General features: G+C 65.7%; 16 protein-coding genes. 6 read left to right on the top strand and 10 right to left on the bottom strand.

The genetic code is table 11. The features are described from left to right. Window positions 1–19: 19 nt before the first annotated feature. Window positions 20–445, bottom strand: a complete 426-nt coding sequence (gene ndk, locus AC3A3X_RS05785) for a nucleoside-diphosphate kinase (RefSeq protein ID WP_158731162.1) — start codon at window positions 443–445, stop codon at window positions 20–22. A gap of 251 nt (window positions 446–696) precedes the next feature. Between ndk and AC3A3X_RS05780 the strand changes: the two genes are divergently transcribed. The 3 genes from AC3A3X_RS05780 to AC3A3X_RS05770 all read left to right on the top strand — a co-directional run bounded on the left by AC3A3X_RS05780 (window position 697) and on the right by AC3A3X_RS05770 (window position 5,142). Then, entirely contained in the window at window positions 697–1,329 is a 633-nt protein-coding gene (locus AC3A3X_RS05780; protein WP_487582085.1) for a TetR/AcrR family transcriptional regulator, read from the top strand. Between the two features lie 56 nt (window positions 1,330–1,385). After that, on the top strand, window positions 1,386–3,761 hold the full coding sequence (locus tag AC3A3X_RS05775) for a 3-hydroxyacyl-CoA dehydrogenase/enoyl-CoA hydratase family protein (protein WP_487582084.1): 2,376 nt from the start codon (window positions 1,386–1,388) through the stop codon (window positions 3,759–3,761). A 172-nt stretch (window positions 3,762–3,933) separates the two neighbouring features. After that, entirely contained in the window at window positions 3,934–5,142 is a 1,209-nt protein-coding gene (locus AC3A3X_RS05770; RefSeq protein ID WP_487582083.1) for an acetyl-CoA C-acyltransferase, read from the top strand. Window positions 5,143–5,212: 70 nt separating this feature from the next. On the opposite strand, the gene AC3A3X_RS05765 is transcribed toward AC3A3X_RS05770, so the two are convergent. From AC3A3X_RS05765 to cmk, 9 genes are all read right to left on the bottom strand, one after another. Beyond that, window positions 5,213–5,554, bottom strand: coding sequence for a tRNA-binding protein (locus AC3A3X_RS05765; protein ID WP_487582082.1), 342 nt, complete (start codon window positions 5,552–5,554; stop codon window positions 5,213–5,215). Between the two features lie 112 nt (window positions 5,555–5,666). Then, window positions 5,667–6,566: a UTP--glucose-1-phosphate uridylyltransferase GalU gene (galU, locus tag AC3A3X_RS05760; RefSeq protein ID WP_487582081.1), complete on the bottom strand. Its 900-nt coding sequence runs from the start codon at window positions 6,564–6,566 to the stop codon at window positions 5,667–5,669. After that, on the bottom strand, window positions 6,566–8,476 hold the full coding sequence (locus AC3A3X_RS05755) for a polysaccharide biosynthesis protein (RefSeq protein ID WP_487582080.1): 1,911 nt from the start codon (window positions 8,474–8,476) through the stop codon (window positions 6,566–6,568). The genes galU and AC3A3X_RS05755 overlap by 1 nt, the downstream gene beginning before the upstream one ends. Before the next feature lie 31 nt (window positions 8,477–8,507). Continuing rightward, window positions 8,508–9,488, bottom strand: a complete 981-nt coding sequence (locus tag AC3A3X_RS05750; RefSeq protein ID WP_487582079.1) for an MraY family glycosyltransferase — start codon at window positions 9,486–9,488, stop codon at window positions 8,508–8,510. Between the two features lie 3 nt (window positions 9,489–9,491). After that, the gene (gene lapB / locus AC3A3X_RS05745; RefSeq protein WP_487582078.1) at window positions 9,492–10,670 is read right to left on the bottom strand and encodes a lipopolysaccharide assembly protein LapB; all 1,179 of its coding nucleotides are present in this window, start codon (window positions 10,668–10,670) and stop codon (window positions 9,492–9,494) included. 3 nt (window positions 10,671–10,673) lie between these two features. Then, window positions 10,674–10,946, bottom strand: coding sequence for a LapA family protein (locus tag AC3A3X_RS05740; RefSeq protein ID WP_487582077.1), 273 nt, complete (start codon window positions 10,944–10,946; stop codon window positions 10,674–10,676). Window positions 10,947–11,066: 120 nt separating this feature from the next. Then, on the bottom strand, window positions 11,067–11,369 hold the full coding sequence (locus AC3A3X_RS05735; RefSeq protein WP_158731172.1) for an integration host factor subunit beta: 303 nt from the start codon (window positions 11,367–11,369) through the stop codon (window positions 11,067–11,069). 112 nt (window positions 11,370–11,481) lie between these two features. After that, window positions 11,482–13,170: a 30S ribosomal protein S1 gene (gene rpsA, locus AC3A3X_RS05730; protein WP_241919223.1), complete on the bottom strand. Its 1,689-nt coding sequence runs from the start codon at window positions 13,168–13,170 to the stop codon at window positions 11,482–11,484. A gap of 213 nt (window positions 13,171–13,383) precedes the next feature. Continuing rightward, window positions 13,384–14,070 (bottom strand): (d)CMP kinase, encoded by a 687-nt coding sequence (cmk, locus tag AC3A3X_RS05725; RefSeq protein WP_487582076.1) that lies wholly within the window; start codon window positions 14,068–14,070, stop codon window positions 13,384–13,386. Window positions 14,071–14,222: 152 nt separating this feature from the next. Here cmk and ykgO point away from each other — a divergent pair, with 152 nt between their 5' ends. The 3 genes from ykgO to AC3A3X_RS05710 all read left to right on the top strand — a co-directional run bounded on the left by ykgO (window position 14,223) and on the right by AC3A3X_RS05710 (window position 15,916). Further along, complete coding sequence (gene ykgO, locus AC3A3X_RS05720) at window positions 14,223–14,348, top strand: type B 50S ribosomal protein L36 (protein ID WP_010342887.1); 126 nt, start codon at window positions 14,223–14,225, stop codon at window positions 14,346–14,348. A gap of 193 nt (window positions 14,349–14,541) precedes the next feature. Next, window positions 14,542–14,877, top strand: a complete 336-nt coding sequence (locus AC3A3X_RS05715) for a hypothetical protein (RefSeq protein ID WP_487582075.1) — start codon at window positions 14,542–14,544, stop codon at window positions 14,875–14,877. 4 nt (window positions 14,878–14,881) lie between these two features. Continuing rightward, window positions 14,882–15,916, top strand: coding sequence for an agmatine deiminase family protein (locus AC3A3X_RS05710; RefSeq protein ID WP_487582074.1), 1,035 nt, complete (start codon window positions 14,882–14,884; stop codon window positions 15,914–15,916). Window positions 15,917–15,932: the final 16 nt, after the last annotated feature.

Raw genomic sequence — 15,932 nt, 5'->3', positions numbered from 1 at the left:
GGCCTTTCCGGTGCCGGTTTCAGCGTGCGTAGACGCTGGTGGCCGGGAAGAAGTACGCGATTTCGACGGCGGCGTTCTCGACGCTGTCCGAACCGTGCACGGCGTTGGCGTCGATGCTGTCGGCGAAGTCGGCGCGGATCGTGCCCGGCGCGGCATCCTTCGGATTGGTGGCACCCATCAGCTCGCGGTTCTTGAGCATGGCGCCCTCACCCTCGAGCACCTGGATCATCACCGGACCGGAGATCATGAACTCGACCAGCGCGCTGAAGAACGGGCGCTCGCGGTGCACGGCGTAGAAGCCTTCGGCTTCCTGCTTCGACAGATGCGTCATCTTCGCGGCAGCGACCTTCAGGCCGGCCTTCTCGAAGCGGGTGTAGATCTCACCGATGACGTTCTTGGCGACGGCGTCGGGCTTGATGATGGAAAGGGTGCGCTCCAGCGCCATGGAATTTCTCCGGGTAGGCGGGCCGCCGAACCAGTGGGTTCGCGCCCGAGGATAACAGAAAAACCCGCGTCGGAACGCGGGTTTAGCCCACAAGGCTGCGGTAATTCTAACGGAAAAGCGACTCCTTTTGCACGCTCGGCAGAGCTGCCACGCGAGGCCACCGTTGACGGTTCAGGCGCCCCGGACTAGCATCAAACAAGCGTTTGATTCAGCCCGCTCCAGCTTCAACCCGCTTCAGCCCAGGACCGTACATGGCCGCCACCGCCCATTTTTCCACCAAGGACCGCATCCTCGGCGCCGCCGAGGAACTGTTCGCCCAGTTCGGCTTTACCGGCACCTCGCTGCGCCAGGTCACCAGCCGCGCCGACGTGAACATCGCCGCGGTCAACTACCACTTCGGCAGCAAGGAGAACCTCGTCAACGAGGTCTTCCGCCGGCGCATGGACGAGATGAGTGCACAGCGACTGGGCGCCCTGAAAACCGCCATGGAACAGCATCCGGGCGAACTCGAACCGATCCTGGCCGCCTTCGTGCAGCCGGCCCTGGCGATGGCCCAGGACCGCCACGGCGGCGGCGCCTTCGTCCGCGTCGTGGCCCGCGCCTATGCGGAAAAGAACGACCGCCTGCGCAAGTTCCTGTCCGACCATTACGGCCATGTCCTGCGCGAGTTCGGCAAGGCCATCGGCGCCTGCGTACCGGATCTGAGCAAGGAAGAGCTGTACTGGCGCTTGGACTTCCTCGCCGGCGCCCTGACCTATGCCATGGCGGATTTCGGTCTGATCAAGCGACCCGCCGGTGTCACCGAGGCGGCGCATCGTGAGCGCGCGGCACGCGAACTGATCCACTTCGCCGCGGCCGGCTTCAAGGTCGAACCCAAGCGTTAATTTCGAAGCGTCAAGTTATAGCGTAAAATATGTACAAAAACAAGGATTTACAACACATGTCTAAGAAGCTACTTGTACGCCGCGTCGCCGTTCTGGGCGCCGGTGTGATGGGCGCGCAGATCGCTGCGCACCTGACCAATGCCGGTGTCGACACGGTGCTGTTCGATCTGCCCGCGAAGGAAGGCGACCCCAATGGCGTCGTCGCCAAGGCCATCGCCAACCTCGGCAAGCTCAGCCCTGCCCCGCTCGCCAGCAAGACCCTGGCCGAGCGCATCACCGCGGCCAACTACGAGACCGGCCTGGAACAGCTGCGCGGCTGCGACCTGATCATCGAGGCCATCGCCGAGCGGATGGACTGGAAGCAGGACCTGTACAAGAAGATCGCCCCGTTCGTGGCCGAGCACACCGTGCTGGCCAGCAACACTTCGGGCCTGGGCATCAACAAGCTGGCCGAGGTGCTGCCCGAGCAGTTGCGCCACCGCTTCTGCGGCGTGCACTTCTTCAACCCGCCGCGCTACATGCACCTGGCCGAACTCATTCCGGCCAGGACCACCGACGACGACGTGCTCGAGTCACTGGAAACCTTCCTGACCACCACCCTGGGCAAGGGCGTGGTGATCGCCAAGGACACGCCGAACTTCATCGGCAATCGCATCGGCGTGTTCTCGATGCTGGCCGGCATGCACCACACCGAGCAGTTCGGCCTGGGCTTCGACACCGTCGACGCGCTGACCGGCCCGGCGATCGGCCGGCCGAAGTCGGCGACGTTCCGCACCGCCGACGTGGTCGGCCTGGACACGATGGCGCACGTCATCAAGACCATGGCCGACACGCTGCCGGAGGACCCGTGGCACAGCTACTTCAAGGCACCCAAGTGGCTGTCGGCGCTGATCGAGAAGGGTGCGCTGGGCCAGAAGAGCGGCGCCGGCGTCTACACCAAGCGCGGCAAGGACATCCTGGTGCTGGACCTGAAGGCGCAGGATTACCGCGCCTCGGCCGGCGAACTCGATCCGGAAGTGGCCGGCCTGCTGAAGGAAAAGGACCCGGCGAAGAAGTTCGCCGCGCTGCGCGCCAGCGCGCACCCGCAGGCGCAGTTCCTGTGGGCGATCTTCCGCGACACCTTCCACTACAGCGCGTTCCACCTCGAGTCGATCGCCGACACCGCGCGTGACATCGACTTCGCCATGCGCTGGGGCTACGGCTGGTCGCTGGGACCGTTCGAGAGTTGGCAGGCCGCCGGCTGGAAGCAGGTCGCCGACTGGATCGCCGAGGACATCGTCGCCGGCAAGGCGATGAGCAGCGCGCCGCTGCCGAACTGGGTGTTTGACGGCCGCGATGGCGTGCATACCGCCGAGGGCAGCTTCAGCCCGGCCCGCAACGCCAAGGTGCCGCGTTCGTCCAACCCGGTCTATGCGCGCCAGCGCTTCCCGGATCCGCTGCTGGGCGAGACGTTCTCGCAGGGCCGCACGGTCTTCGAGAACGAAGGCATCCGCATGTGGGTCGACGAGGGCGACGACATCGCTGTGGTCAGCTTCAAGACCAAGATGCACACGGTCAACGACCATGTCCTCAACGGACTGCAGGAAGCCGTCGCCATCGCCGAGCGCGACTTCGCCGGCCTGGTGATCTGGCAGCCGAAGGAACCCTTCTCCGCCGGTGCCGACCTCGCCGGTGCGCTGGGCCTGCTGCAGGCCGGCGACGTCAAGGGCTTCGAGGCGATGGTGGCCAACTTCCAGGCCACCAGCCAGCGCATCAAGTATTCGCTGGTGCCGGTGGTTGCCGCGGTGCGTGGTCTGGCGCTGGGCGGTGGCTGCGAATTCCAGATGCATGCGGCGCGCAGTGTGTTCGCACTCGAGAGCTATATCGGCCTGGTCGAGGCCGGCGTCGGCCTGCTGCCGGCCGGTGGCGGCCTGAAGGAGTTCGCCGTGCGCGCTTCCGAAGCGGCGGGCCCGGGCGGCGACGTGTTCGCCCAGCTCAAGACCGCATTCGAGAGCGTCGCCATGGGCAAGGTCTCGACCTCGGCCTTCGAAGCACGCGAACTCAAGCTCGCCCGCGACAGCGACAGCGTCGTCTTCAACGCCTTTGAGCTGCTGCACGTGGCACGCCAGCAGGCACGCGCACTGGCCGACTCCGGCTACCGCCCGCCCCTGCCCGCCCGTCGCATCCAGGTCGCCGGCGACGTCGGCATCGCCACCTTCAAGATGATGCTGGTGAACATGCTCGAAGGCCGCTTTATCTCGCCGCACGACTACGAGATCGCGACGCGCATCGCCACCGTCCTGTGCGGCGGCGAAGTCGATCGCGGTGCCCTGGTCGACGAGGAGTGGCTGCTCAAGCTTGAGCGCGAACACTTCGTTGCGCTGGCACAGATGCCCAAGACGCAGGAGCGCATCGCGCACATGCTCAAGACCGGCAAGCCGCTGCGGAACTGACCCCATTGAACCGTCATTCCCGCTCAGGCGGGAACCCAGCGACGTTCGCGCTTCATGACTCGACGTCGCTGATGCGCCGCAAAGTCGCTGGGTCCCCGCCTTCGCGGGGATGACGGGTCACCGGCCCCACTAACCGGCCCCATTTGTTTTTTGCTAGCGAGAGGCTAGAGAAATGACCAAGCAGATCCAGGACGCCTACATCGTCGCCGCCACCCGCACCCCGGTCGGCAAGGCACCGCGCGGCGTCTTCCGCAACACCCGTCCCGACGAAATGCTCGCCCACGTGCTGCGTTCCGTGGTCGCCCAGGCACCGGGCATCGACCTGGGCCGCATCGATGACGCGATCATCGGCTGCGCCATGCCCGAAGGCGAGCAAGGCATGAACGTGGCGCGCATCGGCGCGCTGCTCGCCGGCCTGCCCAACACCATCGCCGCGCAGACCGTCAACCGCTTCTGCTCGTCGGGCCTGCAGGCCGTGGCGATGGCGGCCGACCAGATCCGCCTGGGCAATTCGGACCTGATGCTGGCCGGCGGCACCGAGTCGATGTCGATGGTGCCGATGATGGGCAACAAGGTCGCCCTGAGCCCGCAGGTGTTCGCCAAGGACGAGAATGTCGCCATCGCCTACGGCATGGGCATCACCGCCGAGAAGGTCGCCGAGGAATGGAAGGTCTCGCGTGAGGACCAGGACGCATTCGCCCTGGCCTCGCACCAGAAGGCGATCGCCGCGATCCAGGCGGGCGAGTTCAAGTCCGAGATCAGCCCGTACGAAGTGATCTCGCGCATCCCCGATCTCGGCGGCAATGCCATCCGCGTCAGGAAGTCGATCATCGAGATCGACGAGGGTCCGCGTCCGGATTCGTCGATCGAAGGCCTCGCCAAGCTGCGCCCGGTGTTCCGCAACGCCCAGTTCGGCGGCAGCGTGACCGCCGGCAACAGCTCGCAGATGAGCGATGGCGCCGGCGCGGTGCTGCTGGCTTCCGAGCAGGCGATCAAGGATTACGGCCTGACCCCGCTCGCCCGCTTCGTCAGTTTCTCCGTCGCCGGTGTGCGCCCGGAAGTGATGGGCATCGGCCCGATCGCGGCGATCCCGAAGGCCCTCAAGCAGGCCGGGCTGAGCAAGGACCAGCTGGACTGGATCGAGCTCAACGAAGCCTTCGCCGCGCAGGCGTTGGCGGTGATTCGCGACTCTGGCCTGGACCCGTCCAAGGTCAACCCGCTCGGCGGCGCGATCGCGCTCGGCCACCCGCTCGGCGCCACCGGTGCGATCCGTACCGCGACCATCGTGCATGGCCTGCGCCGTCGCCAGCTCAAGTACGGCATGGTCACCATGTGCATCGGCACCGGTATGGGCGCGGCGGGCATTTTCGAAGCGCTCTGAAACTGAAAGGCCGCAAAGCAGAACGGGCAGCCCAAGGGCTGCCCGTTTTTGTTTGTGCGTGACGGCCTGCTCAGGCCAGGCGTGTCCCGTCCGGAACCGGCCGTTCGATCGCTGTCACCACCACTCCATCCTCGGTGGGGAATCCGGTAAGCAGGAACTCCGACACGAACGGCCCGACCTGCTTCGGCGGGAAATTGATGACGCCGACGATCTGCCGACCGACCAGTTCCTCGGCCGTATAGAGCTGCCTGACCTGTGCGCTGGTCTTGCGGATACCGTGCGGCCCGAAGTCCACCCACAACTTCCAGGCGGGCTTGCGTGCTTCGGGGAATTCCTCCACCCGCAGCACCGTGCCGGCGCAGATCAGCACCTTCTCGAAGTCACCCCAGGTGATGGTGCCCTGCTCGCTCATCGCTCATCCCCGCACACGTGCCTGAATGTAGGAGCGAGCTTGCTCGCGAACACACCTGACCGCCTCGAAGCCGCCTGTTCGCGAGCAAGCTCGCTCCTACCGCCGCAAACGCTCAGCCGAGCTCTTCCACGCCCAGTTCGGCCAGGGCGTTCTGCATCAGCTGGCGAGCCGAATCGCTGAGCTTCTCGTGATCGAGCGCGTAGCGGATCGTCGCCTCGACCAGGCCGATGTGCGTACCGCAGTCGAAACGCGTGCCCTGGAAGCGGTAGGCATTGACCGCCTCTTCCTTCAGCAGCGCGGCGATCGCGTCGGTCAGCTGGATCTCGCCGCCGGCACCCGGCGTTGTCGTCTCCAGCAGCGAGAAGATGCGCGGATTGAGTACGTAGCGGCCGACGACGGCCAGCGTGCTCGGCGCGACGTCAGGCTGGGGCTTCTCGACGATCGCATTGATGCGACCCTGCCGGTTCTGGAACGAGTCGGTCGCCACGATGCCGTAGCTGCCGGTCTGGTCACGCGGCACATCCTGCACGGCGATCATGCTGGCACCCGATGCCTGCGCGGCATCGGCCATCTGCGTGAGCGCGCCCGGGCCGCGGTTCCAGATCAGATCGTCCGGCAGCAGCACGGCAAAGGGTTCGTCGCCGATCACCGGCTTGGCGCACAGCACGGCATGCCCCAGGCCCAGCGCTTCGGCCTGGGTCACGAACACGGCGCGCACGCCCTTGGGCAGCACGTTGCGGATCAGTTCCAGCTGTTCGGTCTTGCCGCTCTGCTCGAGTTTCTGTTCGAGCTCGTAGGCCTTGTCGAAATAATCGGCCACGGCGTGCTTGTAGCGGTTGGTGACGAACACCAGCGTGTCGCAGCCGGCTTCCACGGCCTCGTCAACGGCGTACTGGATCAACGGCCGATCGATGATCGGCAACATTTCCTTGGGGACTGTCTTGGTCGCGGGGAGGAAGCGGGTGCCCAGACCGGCCACCGGGAAAACAGCCTTGCGAATCCGAACCGACATCAAATCTTCCTTGCATTACGGGCGGGAAACGCCACCACCGTCGCCGATTCCTGGTAGTCCGGATGCGCGCCAACCGGCTGGAACTCGGGAACCGCACTGCGCAACAGGTGGCTGAGCGCGTCGAGATCATAACGAATCGAGGCTTCGCGCAGTTGCGCCACCGCGTTCTCGATGTGCGTGGACGAGACGTCGCGCGGCTCGGCCTGCAGGATCTTCGGGTGCGCGGTCTGGCGATAGCGCTCGTCGGCATGGAACAGCGTCTCGTGCAACTTCTCGCCAGGACGAAGGCCGGTATAGACCACGGCAATGTCGCGACCGGGATGCTTGCCGGCCAGGCGGATCATCTGCTCGGCAAGCAACCGGATCGGCACCGGCTCGCCCATGTCGAGGGTGTAGATCGCCTCGTGAGTGCCGATCGCCGACGCCTGCAGGATCAGCTGGCAGGCCTCGGGAATGGTCATGAAGAAGCGAGTGACTTCAGGATCGGTGACCGTGACCGGACCGCCGGCGCGAATCTGTTCGCGGAACAGCGGCACCACGCTGCCGGCCGAATCGAGCACGTTGCCGAAGCGCACTGTGACGAAGCGCGTGGAGCGCTGGTCGGCCAATGCCTGGCAGGACATCTCGGCCAGGCGCTTGGTCGCGCCCAGCACGTTGACCGGATCGACTGCCTTGTCGGTGGAGATCAGCACGAACGTGCCGACGCCGGCGCCGCGGCACGCACGTGCGACCGTTTCGGTCGACAGCACGTTGTTGCGCACCGCTTCACGCAACTGCAGCTCGAGCAACGGCACCTGCTTGTAGGCGGCAGCGTGGAACACCGCATCGGGCTCGGCGCGCGACAGCGCATGCGCGATCACGGCGGGGTCGCCGCAATCGCCGAGGATGGCGATGTACTCGAGATCCGGGAAGTCACGACGCAACGCAGCTTCGGTCGTGGTCAGCGCGAGTTCGTCGATTTCGATCAGCGCGATGCGACGGGCGCCGTGGCGGGCGCACTGCCTGCAGAGCTCCGAACCGATCGAACCGCCGGCACCGGTGACCAGCACCGAGCGTGCACCGAGCCAGGCGCGGATCGCCTTCCAGTCGGGCATGACCGGCTTGCGTCCCAGCAGGTCCTCGATCGCGACCTCCTTGAGTTCGCCCGGCAGCGAACGACCTTCCAGCACGTCCTGCAGCTTGGGCACCATGCGGAACGGCAGTCCGGTGCGTTCGCACGCCACCACCACGCGCTGCAGCGCATTGGCATCGGCCGACGGCATGGCGATGACCAGCAGCTTGGCCGCGGTCTCGCGGGCGATTTCCGCGACGTCCTGGACGCGCCCCAAGACCGGCACGCCCTGCACCTTGCTGCCACGCAGACGCGCGGCGTCGTCGAGGAATCCCACCGGTTGATACGTGCCCGAACGACGCAGGTCGCGCACGAGCGCTTCGCCCGCGTGGCCGGAACCGAGGATGAGGATGCGCACCGAGGAGCCACCGAAGCCATCGACGCGGCTGTCCTTCCATGCGCGGTACATCAGGCGCGGAGCGCCGAGCATGCCCATCAACACCAGCGGATAGAGGACCAGGACCGTACGCGGCACGCTGTCGAGGCGGTTGTACAGGAACAGGCCGAGCACGATCGCGAACAGCCCCAGGATCGAAGCCTTGAGGATGTTCCACAGATCGGGGACGCCGGCGAACCGCCACAGGCCCCGGTACAGGCCGACCTGCCAGAACACCAGCCCTTGCGCGGCCAGGACGAGCGCGACCTCGGCCGACCAGAGCGGAATGACAGGCGCATTGGCTTCGATGCCCCAGCGCAGGCGATGCAGGGCCTGCCAGACGACCCATACCATCGCGAGATCGTGGGCGACCACCGCCATTCGCGGCAGCGCACTTTTCCACCGATCACGCCATGAGCTCATTCCGTGCCCCTCTTCTGAGTGCAAACCTGAATCAAATTGAAGTCGGAGCCCGGGAACTCCCGGCCTTTTGCAGCCCGACCCACAAAAAAGCGCAGCAGATATACCACGCGACTGTGATACCGGTGATGAAGGCCATTTCAGGCTGTGACGCAAGCCAAAAAGCCAGCACCAGGGCCGCGGCCGTCGCACCCGCATAAGCAAGCGTGACCCGGTTGTGCCCGACCCGACGAGCCCAGACCTGATAGGCATGCTGGGTGTGCGGGGTCCACCAGCGCTCTCCCCGCAGCAGGCGCCGCAGGAGGGTCAGGCCGGCGTCGACCAGGAACACCGACAAGGGGAGCAGCACGATCCAGGAACGGCCTCCGATCCGGGCGCCCGCCGCCGCCACCAGCGCCGCCAGGCAGAATCCCAGAGCCCCGCTACCGACGTCACCAAGAAAAATTCGCGCCCTGGGGAAATTGAAGGGCAGGAAACCGACGCATGCCGCGGCAACGGCGACCCCCAGCAGGCCCCAGCTGCCGCCCGCGATCGCCGCCAGCCCTGCCGCCACCATCGCCGCCTGGCTGGCGGCCAGGCCGTTGATGCCGTCCATGAAGTTCCACACGTTGGTCAGCGCCACCGCGGCAATGAAGGCAACCAGGCCGAGCCAGAGCGAGTGGTAAACGTCGCCCACGGCCAGCGCGAGCAATGCGGCCGCAACAGCGTGCACCAGCAACCGCCACCACGGCGAAAGTGGACGATGGTCATCGAGCCAGCCGATCCCGGCGACCAGCACCAGGCCGACAGCGAAGGCAGCCAGCAGCGGCGCATCAACGGGGCGGTGCAGCGCCAGGGCGCACGCTGCCACCAGTGCTGCGATCGCGATGGCGATGCCACCGCCACGCGGGGTGGCGACTTCGTGGCTGCGGCGCTCGCCGGGTTGGTCGATCAGCGATTGCCTGATTGCATAGCGCCGTGCCAGCCAGGTGCCAGCCACGCCGATGAGGAAATACACCAACAACCACTGGGACATGCGTCAGACCACCGCGTAGTTCAGCAGCGGCTTGATCGTTCCCCATTCCTTGCAGCTCGGGCATTGCCAGTGATGGCTGCGAGCGCCGAAGCCGCAGCGGTTGCAGCGATAGCTGGGGTTGCGGACCAGCAGCTGGTCGGTGATGTGCTTGAGGTCGTGCAGCGTCGCCGCCGGGTCGGCGCCTTCGGCCAGGGTCAGGTCGATCAATGCCGCTTCGCCGCGGACCGACGGACGATCCTTGAGCTGCCGGGCAAGGTAGGCACGCGCCGCCGGCACGCCCTCCTCGTGCTCGACCATGCGCGTCAACGCCAGTACCGGCGAGATGCCGCGATAGTGCTCGGTCATCTCCGCCAGGAACGCGCGCGCGCCCGGCGCATCGCCGACGCGCTCGTAGCTGGCCAGCAGCGGCGGCAGGATCTCGGGGAGGTAATCGGGATCGACGCGGGCCACGCGCTCGAAGGCGCGGATCGCACCGGCGTCATTGCCGCCCTCGACTTCGAGCCGGCCCTCGATCATGCCGGCGCGCACCGAATTGGCATCGGCCTCGTAGGCGCGTTTGACCGCCGCCTGCGCGGCATCGAGTTCGCTGGCGGCGCGGTGGCGCTCGGCCAGCTCGCACTCGAACTGCGCGATCAGCTTGCCCATCGGCTCACCGGTCGCCTCTTCGTAGCGGCGGGCATTCTCGATCGCCTTGTCCCAGTCGCGTTCGGACTGGTAGATGCCGATCAGGTGGCGCAGGGCCAGCGGGGCGCGCATGTCCAGAGCGACCAGGTCACTGAACACCGTCTCGGCGCGATCGAGCAGGCCCGAGCGCATGTAGTCCTCGCCCAGGGCGAGCAGTGCCTGCACGCGCTGCTGGTCGCTCAAGCCTGGACGCTGCACCAGCGCCTGGTGCAGGCGGATGGCACGGTCGACTTCGCCGCGGCGACGGAACAGGTGACCGAGCGCGACCTGGGTTTCGAAAGTGTCCTTGTCGAGCTCCGCAATGTGCAGGAACAGTTCGATGGCCTTGTCCGGCTGCTCGTTGAGCAGGTAGTTCAGGCCACGGAAATAGGTCGTCGAGAGGCGACTGACCTGGGTGTCGCTGTGGCGCTCGCCGCCGCGACGACCAATGATCCAGCCGCTGACTGCCGCGATCGGCAGCAGCAGGAAAAACCAGAACCACTCACTGATGAACGCCATGCGTCATGCCCCGGAGGAAGCGGTCGGTGAAGCGGTAGAAGGGATCTGGCGTTGCGCACGCGCAAGGCGGCGACGCAGAGGCAGCACCACGCTGGCGCTGATGGCCAGTCCGCCGATCAGGACGCCCAGCAGCACCGCGACGATCAGTGCCACGCCCAGGTTGCTGGGCAGCCGGGCAAAGCCGAGATCGATCAGCACGGGGGCGCGGTTGAGCGCGCCGATGACGGCACCGACGGCCAGGCAGGCGATGGCGATGAACAAACGAAGCAGGCGCATGTAGCCCTCCAGACGATCGCGAAGACCGCGATGAGCAGCGTTAGCTTAGGGCCTGTCAACGCTATTGAGTAGGCCGCGTGAGGCCCGGGTGGATCAACCGATGACCGATCCGAGACGGACTCAGTCGGCTTCGTCGAGCGGCACCACGCCGCTGACGCGTTCGCGCAGTTCCTTGCCAGGCTTGAAGTGCGGCACATGCTTGCCAGGCAGCGCGACCGATTCGCCGGTCTTGGGATTGCGACCCAGGCGCGGCGGACGGTAATGCAGCGAGAAGCTCCCGAACCCGCGGATCTCGATCCGCTCTCCGCCCGACAGCGATCCGCCCATCATCTCGAGCAGCGCCTTCACCGCCAGATCCACGTCTTCGCCCTTCAGGTGGGCCTGACGTTGCGAAAGGATCTCGATGAGCTCGGATTTGGTCATGGCTGGAACGGTTGCTCGCGACGGCTCGGACTTAGAAGGAAGGCGGTCCGAACGAGCCGGACCGCCTTCGCGGTTACCACTTAGAGCGCTTTGCAGGCTCTATACAGCACGATTACTCGGACTTGTTGCCCAGCTGCTCGCGCAGCAGCGCGCCCAGCTTGGTCGTGCCGCTGGAAGCATCGGACGAGGAGCGGTTGTAGTCCGCCAGCGCCTCCTGCTGCTCGGCTTCGTCCTTGGCCTTGATCGACAGCTGCATCGAACGGCCCTTGCGGTCCGTGCCGATGATCTTGGCTTCGACTTCCTGGCCGACCTTGAGGTACTGCGAAGCATCCTCGACGCGCTCCTTGGCGATGTCGCGGGCGGCCACGTAGCCTTCCACGCCATTGTCGAGCTCGATGGTCGCGCCCTTGGCGTCGACTTCCTTGACCTTGCCCTTGACGATCGAGCCCTTGGCGTTGGTCGCCACGTACTGGCCCATCGGGTCCTGCTCAAGCTGCTTGACGCCCAGGCTGATGCGCTCGCGCTCCGGATCGACGGCGAGCACGACGGCTTCCAGGTTGTCGCCCTTCTTGAAGTTGCGGACCACGTCTTCGCCGGTGGTTGCCCAGCTCAGGTCGGACAGGTGGACCAGGCCATCGATACCGCCGTCCAGGCCGATGAAGATGCCGAAGTCGGTGATCGACTTGATCTGGCCCGAAACCTTGTCGCCCTTCTTGTGGATGGCGGCGAAGGTTTCCCACGGGTTGCTGGTGACCTGCTTCATGCCCAGCGAGATGCGGCGACGCTCCTCGTCGACGTCCAGGACCATGACCTGAACCTCGTCACCGACCTGCACGATCTTGGACGGGTTGACGTTCTTGTTGGTCCAGTCCATCTCGGACACGTGCACCAGGCCTTCCACGCCCGGCTCGATCTCGACGAACGCGCCGTAATCGGTGACGTTGGAGACCTTGCCGAACACGCGGGTGTTGGCCGGGTAGCGACGGGCGATGTTGTCCCACGGATCCTCGCCCAGCTGCTTGAGGCCGAGGCTGACGCGGTTGCGCTCGCGGTCGTACTTGAGCACGCGGACGTCCAGCTCCTGGCCGACTTCCACGACTTCCGACGGGTGACGCACGCGCTTCCACGCCATGTCGGTGATGTGCAGCAGGCCATCGATGCCGCCCAGGTCGACGAACGCACCGTAATCGGTGAGGTTCTTGACGACGCCCTTGAGGATCGCGCCTTCCTGCAGCTTCTCGAGCAGCTGCTCGCGCTCGACGCTGTACTCGCTCTCAACCACCGCACGGCGGGAGACGACGATGTTGTTGCGCTTGCGGTCAAGCTTGATGAGCTTGAACTCGAGCTCCTTGCCTTCCAGATACGCGGAGTCGCGGACCGGGCGCACGTCGACCAGGGAGCCCGGCAGGAAGCCGCGCACGTCCTTGATGTCGACGGTGAAGCCGCCCTTGACCTTGCCAGAGATGCGGCCGGTGATGGTCTCGTTCTTCTCGAGCGCCTGCTCGAGTTCGTCCCACACCATGGCGCGCTTGGCCTTCTCGCGCGACAGGACGGTCTCGCCGAAGCCGTTCTCGATCGAGTCGAGTGCGACCTTGACTTCGTCGCCCACGGCCACGTCGATCTCGCCCGCGTCGTTACGGAACTGTTCGATCGGCACGATGCCTTCGGACTTCAGGCCGGCGTTGATCACAACGACGTCGCCGCGGACTTCCACGACAACACCGGTGACGATTGCGCCCGGCTTCAGCTTGGCCAGATTGGTCTGGCTTTGTTCGAACAGCTCGGCAAATGATTCGGTCATTGAAAAATACTCTGTTGAACACACGGGCCGCACCGGCTGTCATGGTCATCCACGTCGGATGACTTCAAGCAGCGCGTGGTCGACCCACCCGTTATGTGGCGCGATGGAGCCACGCCATGTGTTGGTTGATTGACCATCGCGGGATTGCGATGGCGTTTGGTTTGCAACATTGTCCTGCTACGTTCGTTCAACGCGACTGCAATCGATGGCGCTTTACGGCGTCACCAGTTGCAGTACACGCTCGACGACCGCATCGATGCCAAGGCCGGTGGTGTCGATGCGAACGGCGTCGTCGGCCGGTCGCAACGGAGCCACCGCGCGACTGGCATCGCGGGCGTCGCGGGCAAGGATCTCCCGCAGCAGACCATCTAAATTAACCGAAACCCCCTTGTCTTTCAACTGCTTATAGCGCCTTTCCGCTCTTTCTTCGGCGCTGGCGGTCAGAAACACCTTGAAGGGGGCGTCCGGGAAGATGACCGTGCCCATGTCGCGGCCGTCCGCGACCAGGCCCGGGGCCTGGCGGAAGGCGCGCTGGCGGTCCTTCAGGGCCGAGCGCACCTCCGGGATCGCGGCGATGGCCGAAGCGGCCGCCCCGGCGGTCTCGGTACGGAGCTCGTCGGTGGCGTCGACGTCGTTGACCAGCACCCGCAACTCTCCGGAGGGGTCGTCACGGAAGCCAACCCGGGTATCGAAGGCGCAGCGGACCAGGGCCGCAGGGTCGGCCAGGTCGAGATCGGCCCAACCGGCGGCGACGCCCACGGCCCGGTACAGGGCACCTGAATCGAGGTAATGCCAACCCAGTTGCTGGGAGACGAGGCGGCTGATGGTGCCCTTTCCGGAGCCCGAAGGGCCGTCGATGGTCAGGACGGGAATGCTGCTGTGGGGGTCTGCGCTATTCATGCCATCATTATGCGGTGAGCCAGCCGCAGCTGGCTTTTGCCACCCCGATTTGCACGAATTTGAACTTTTTTGCTGCAAGCGCTTGATCGGGGAGGGAAATAGCCGTTAGAATCGCCGGCTTCGTTCTTTATCCCCGTTTGCCGGAGTCTGTCATGAAGGTCCTGTCCTCTCTGAAGTCGGCGAAGGCCCGTCACCGCGACTGCAAGGTCGTCCGCCGCCGTGGCAAGGTCTTCGTGATCTGCAAGTCGAACCCGCGTTTCAAGGCGCGTCAGCGCTAAGAAGCCCGGCAACGCCGTGCAAGTCGAAAGGCCGCCGCAAGGCGGCCTTTTCTGTGGTCGATTGCCTGTTTCGTGCGCTGGCCGCCCTGCCCGATTCGCGAAAGCGTGACGGCGGCGCGCTGCCGCCACTTCACGCCTTGTGCGTACAATCGCGTCCTTACCAGACCGTGTTCATCCACCGAGGGGGCTCGCCGTGAACGTCAACAAGCGCTTCGTTGCTGTACCGCTGTTCGCACTGCTGGCCCTGGCCGGCACGGCTGCCGCCGACACCCTGCTGGTCGAGCGCGTGCAGGAAGAAAACCGCGCCGCCATGCCGGCCCGTGGCCAGACCATGGCCCAGGTCGAAGCCAGCTATGGCGCGCCGACCGAGAAGCTTGAATCCCAGGGAGGCCAGAAGCGTCAATGGCCGACCATCAACCGTTGGGTCTACCCCTCCTTCACCGTGTACTTCGAGAAGAGCAAGGTGATCGACGTGGTTGCCAACAAGGCCAGTGCCGAGGAAGTCGGCCCGAAGCCCCCCATTCGCTGAGGCCATGAACGAACCCGTTTTGTCTTTTCCCGCGGAGTGGGAACCCCAGTCCGCGGTGCTGATTGCCTGGCCCAATGCCGATACCGACTGGGCTGATCGCCTGGGCGAGGTCGAAGAGACCTACATCGCGCTGGTCGCGGCCATCACCCGCTTCGAGCCGGCCATCATCTGCGTGGCCGACGAGGATGTGGAGGCATACGCGCGTGCGCGACTGTCCTCGGCGCGCGTCGACATGACGCAGGTTCGCTTCGTTGAAGTTCCGTACGACGACACCTGGCTGCGCGACTCCGGTCCGATCACGCTTCGCCGGGAAGGCGGTTTCCGGTTGCTCGATTTCCGCTTCACCGGCTGGGGCGGCAAATTCGACGCCAACCAGGACGACCTGCTGGTCGAGCGCCTGCACGATGTTGGAACCTTCGTTAATAGTTCGCGCTATCCAGTTGATTTTGCACTGGAAGGTGGCGCCATCGACAGCGACGGCGAAGGCACGCTGCTGACCACCTGGCAGTGCCTCCACGAGCGCCATCCGCAGACCTCCCGCGAGGACCTGACTGAGAAGCTCTCGCAGTGGCTGCAGCAGGAACGCGTGCTGTGGCTCGATCACGGCTACCTGGAAGGCGACGACACCGACGCCCACGTCGACACCCTCGCCCGCTTCGCCGCTCGCGACGCGATCGTCTACCAGGATTGCGACGACCCGTCCGACTCGCACTTCGCCGAACTGCAGGCGATGGGCGCGGAACTGGCCGCGCTGCGTACCCGCGACGGCAAGCCGTACCGCCTGTTCCCGCTGCCGTGGGCCAAGCCCATCGTCGACGAAGGTCGTCGCCTGGCCGCGAGCTACGCCAATTTCCTCATCGTCAACGGCGCCGTGCTGATGCCGGCCTACGGCGACGAAGCCGACAGTCGTGCCCAGGCCGTGCTGGCCGAAGCCTTCCCCGACCGCGAGATCGTGCCGGTGCCGTGCCGCCCCCTGATCTGGCAGAACGGCAGCCTGCACTGCATCACGATGCAGCTCCCCCAAGGCGTCGTGGCGTAAAAGACCCACACCCGTA

Source organism: Lysobacter sp. Soil_N_23 (genome assembly GCF_057656135.1).
The sequence above is the reverse complement of the archived record's forward strand: the minus strand, read 5'-3'. Positions and strand labels throughout refer to the sequence as shown.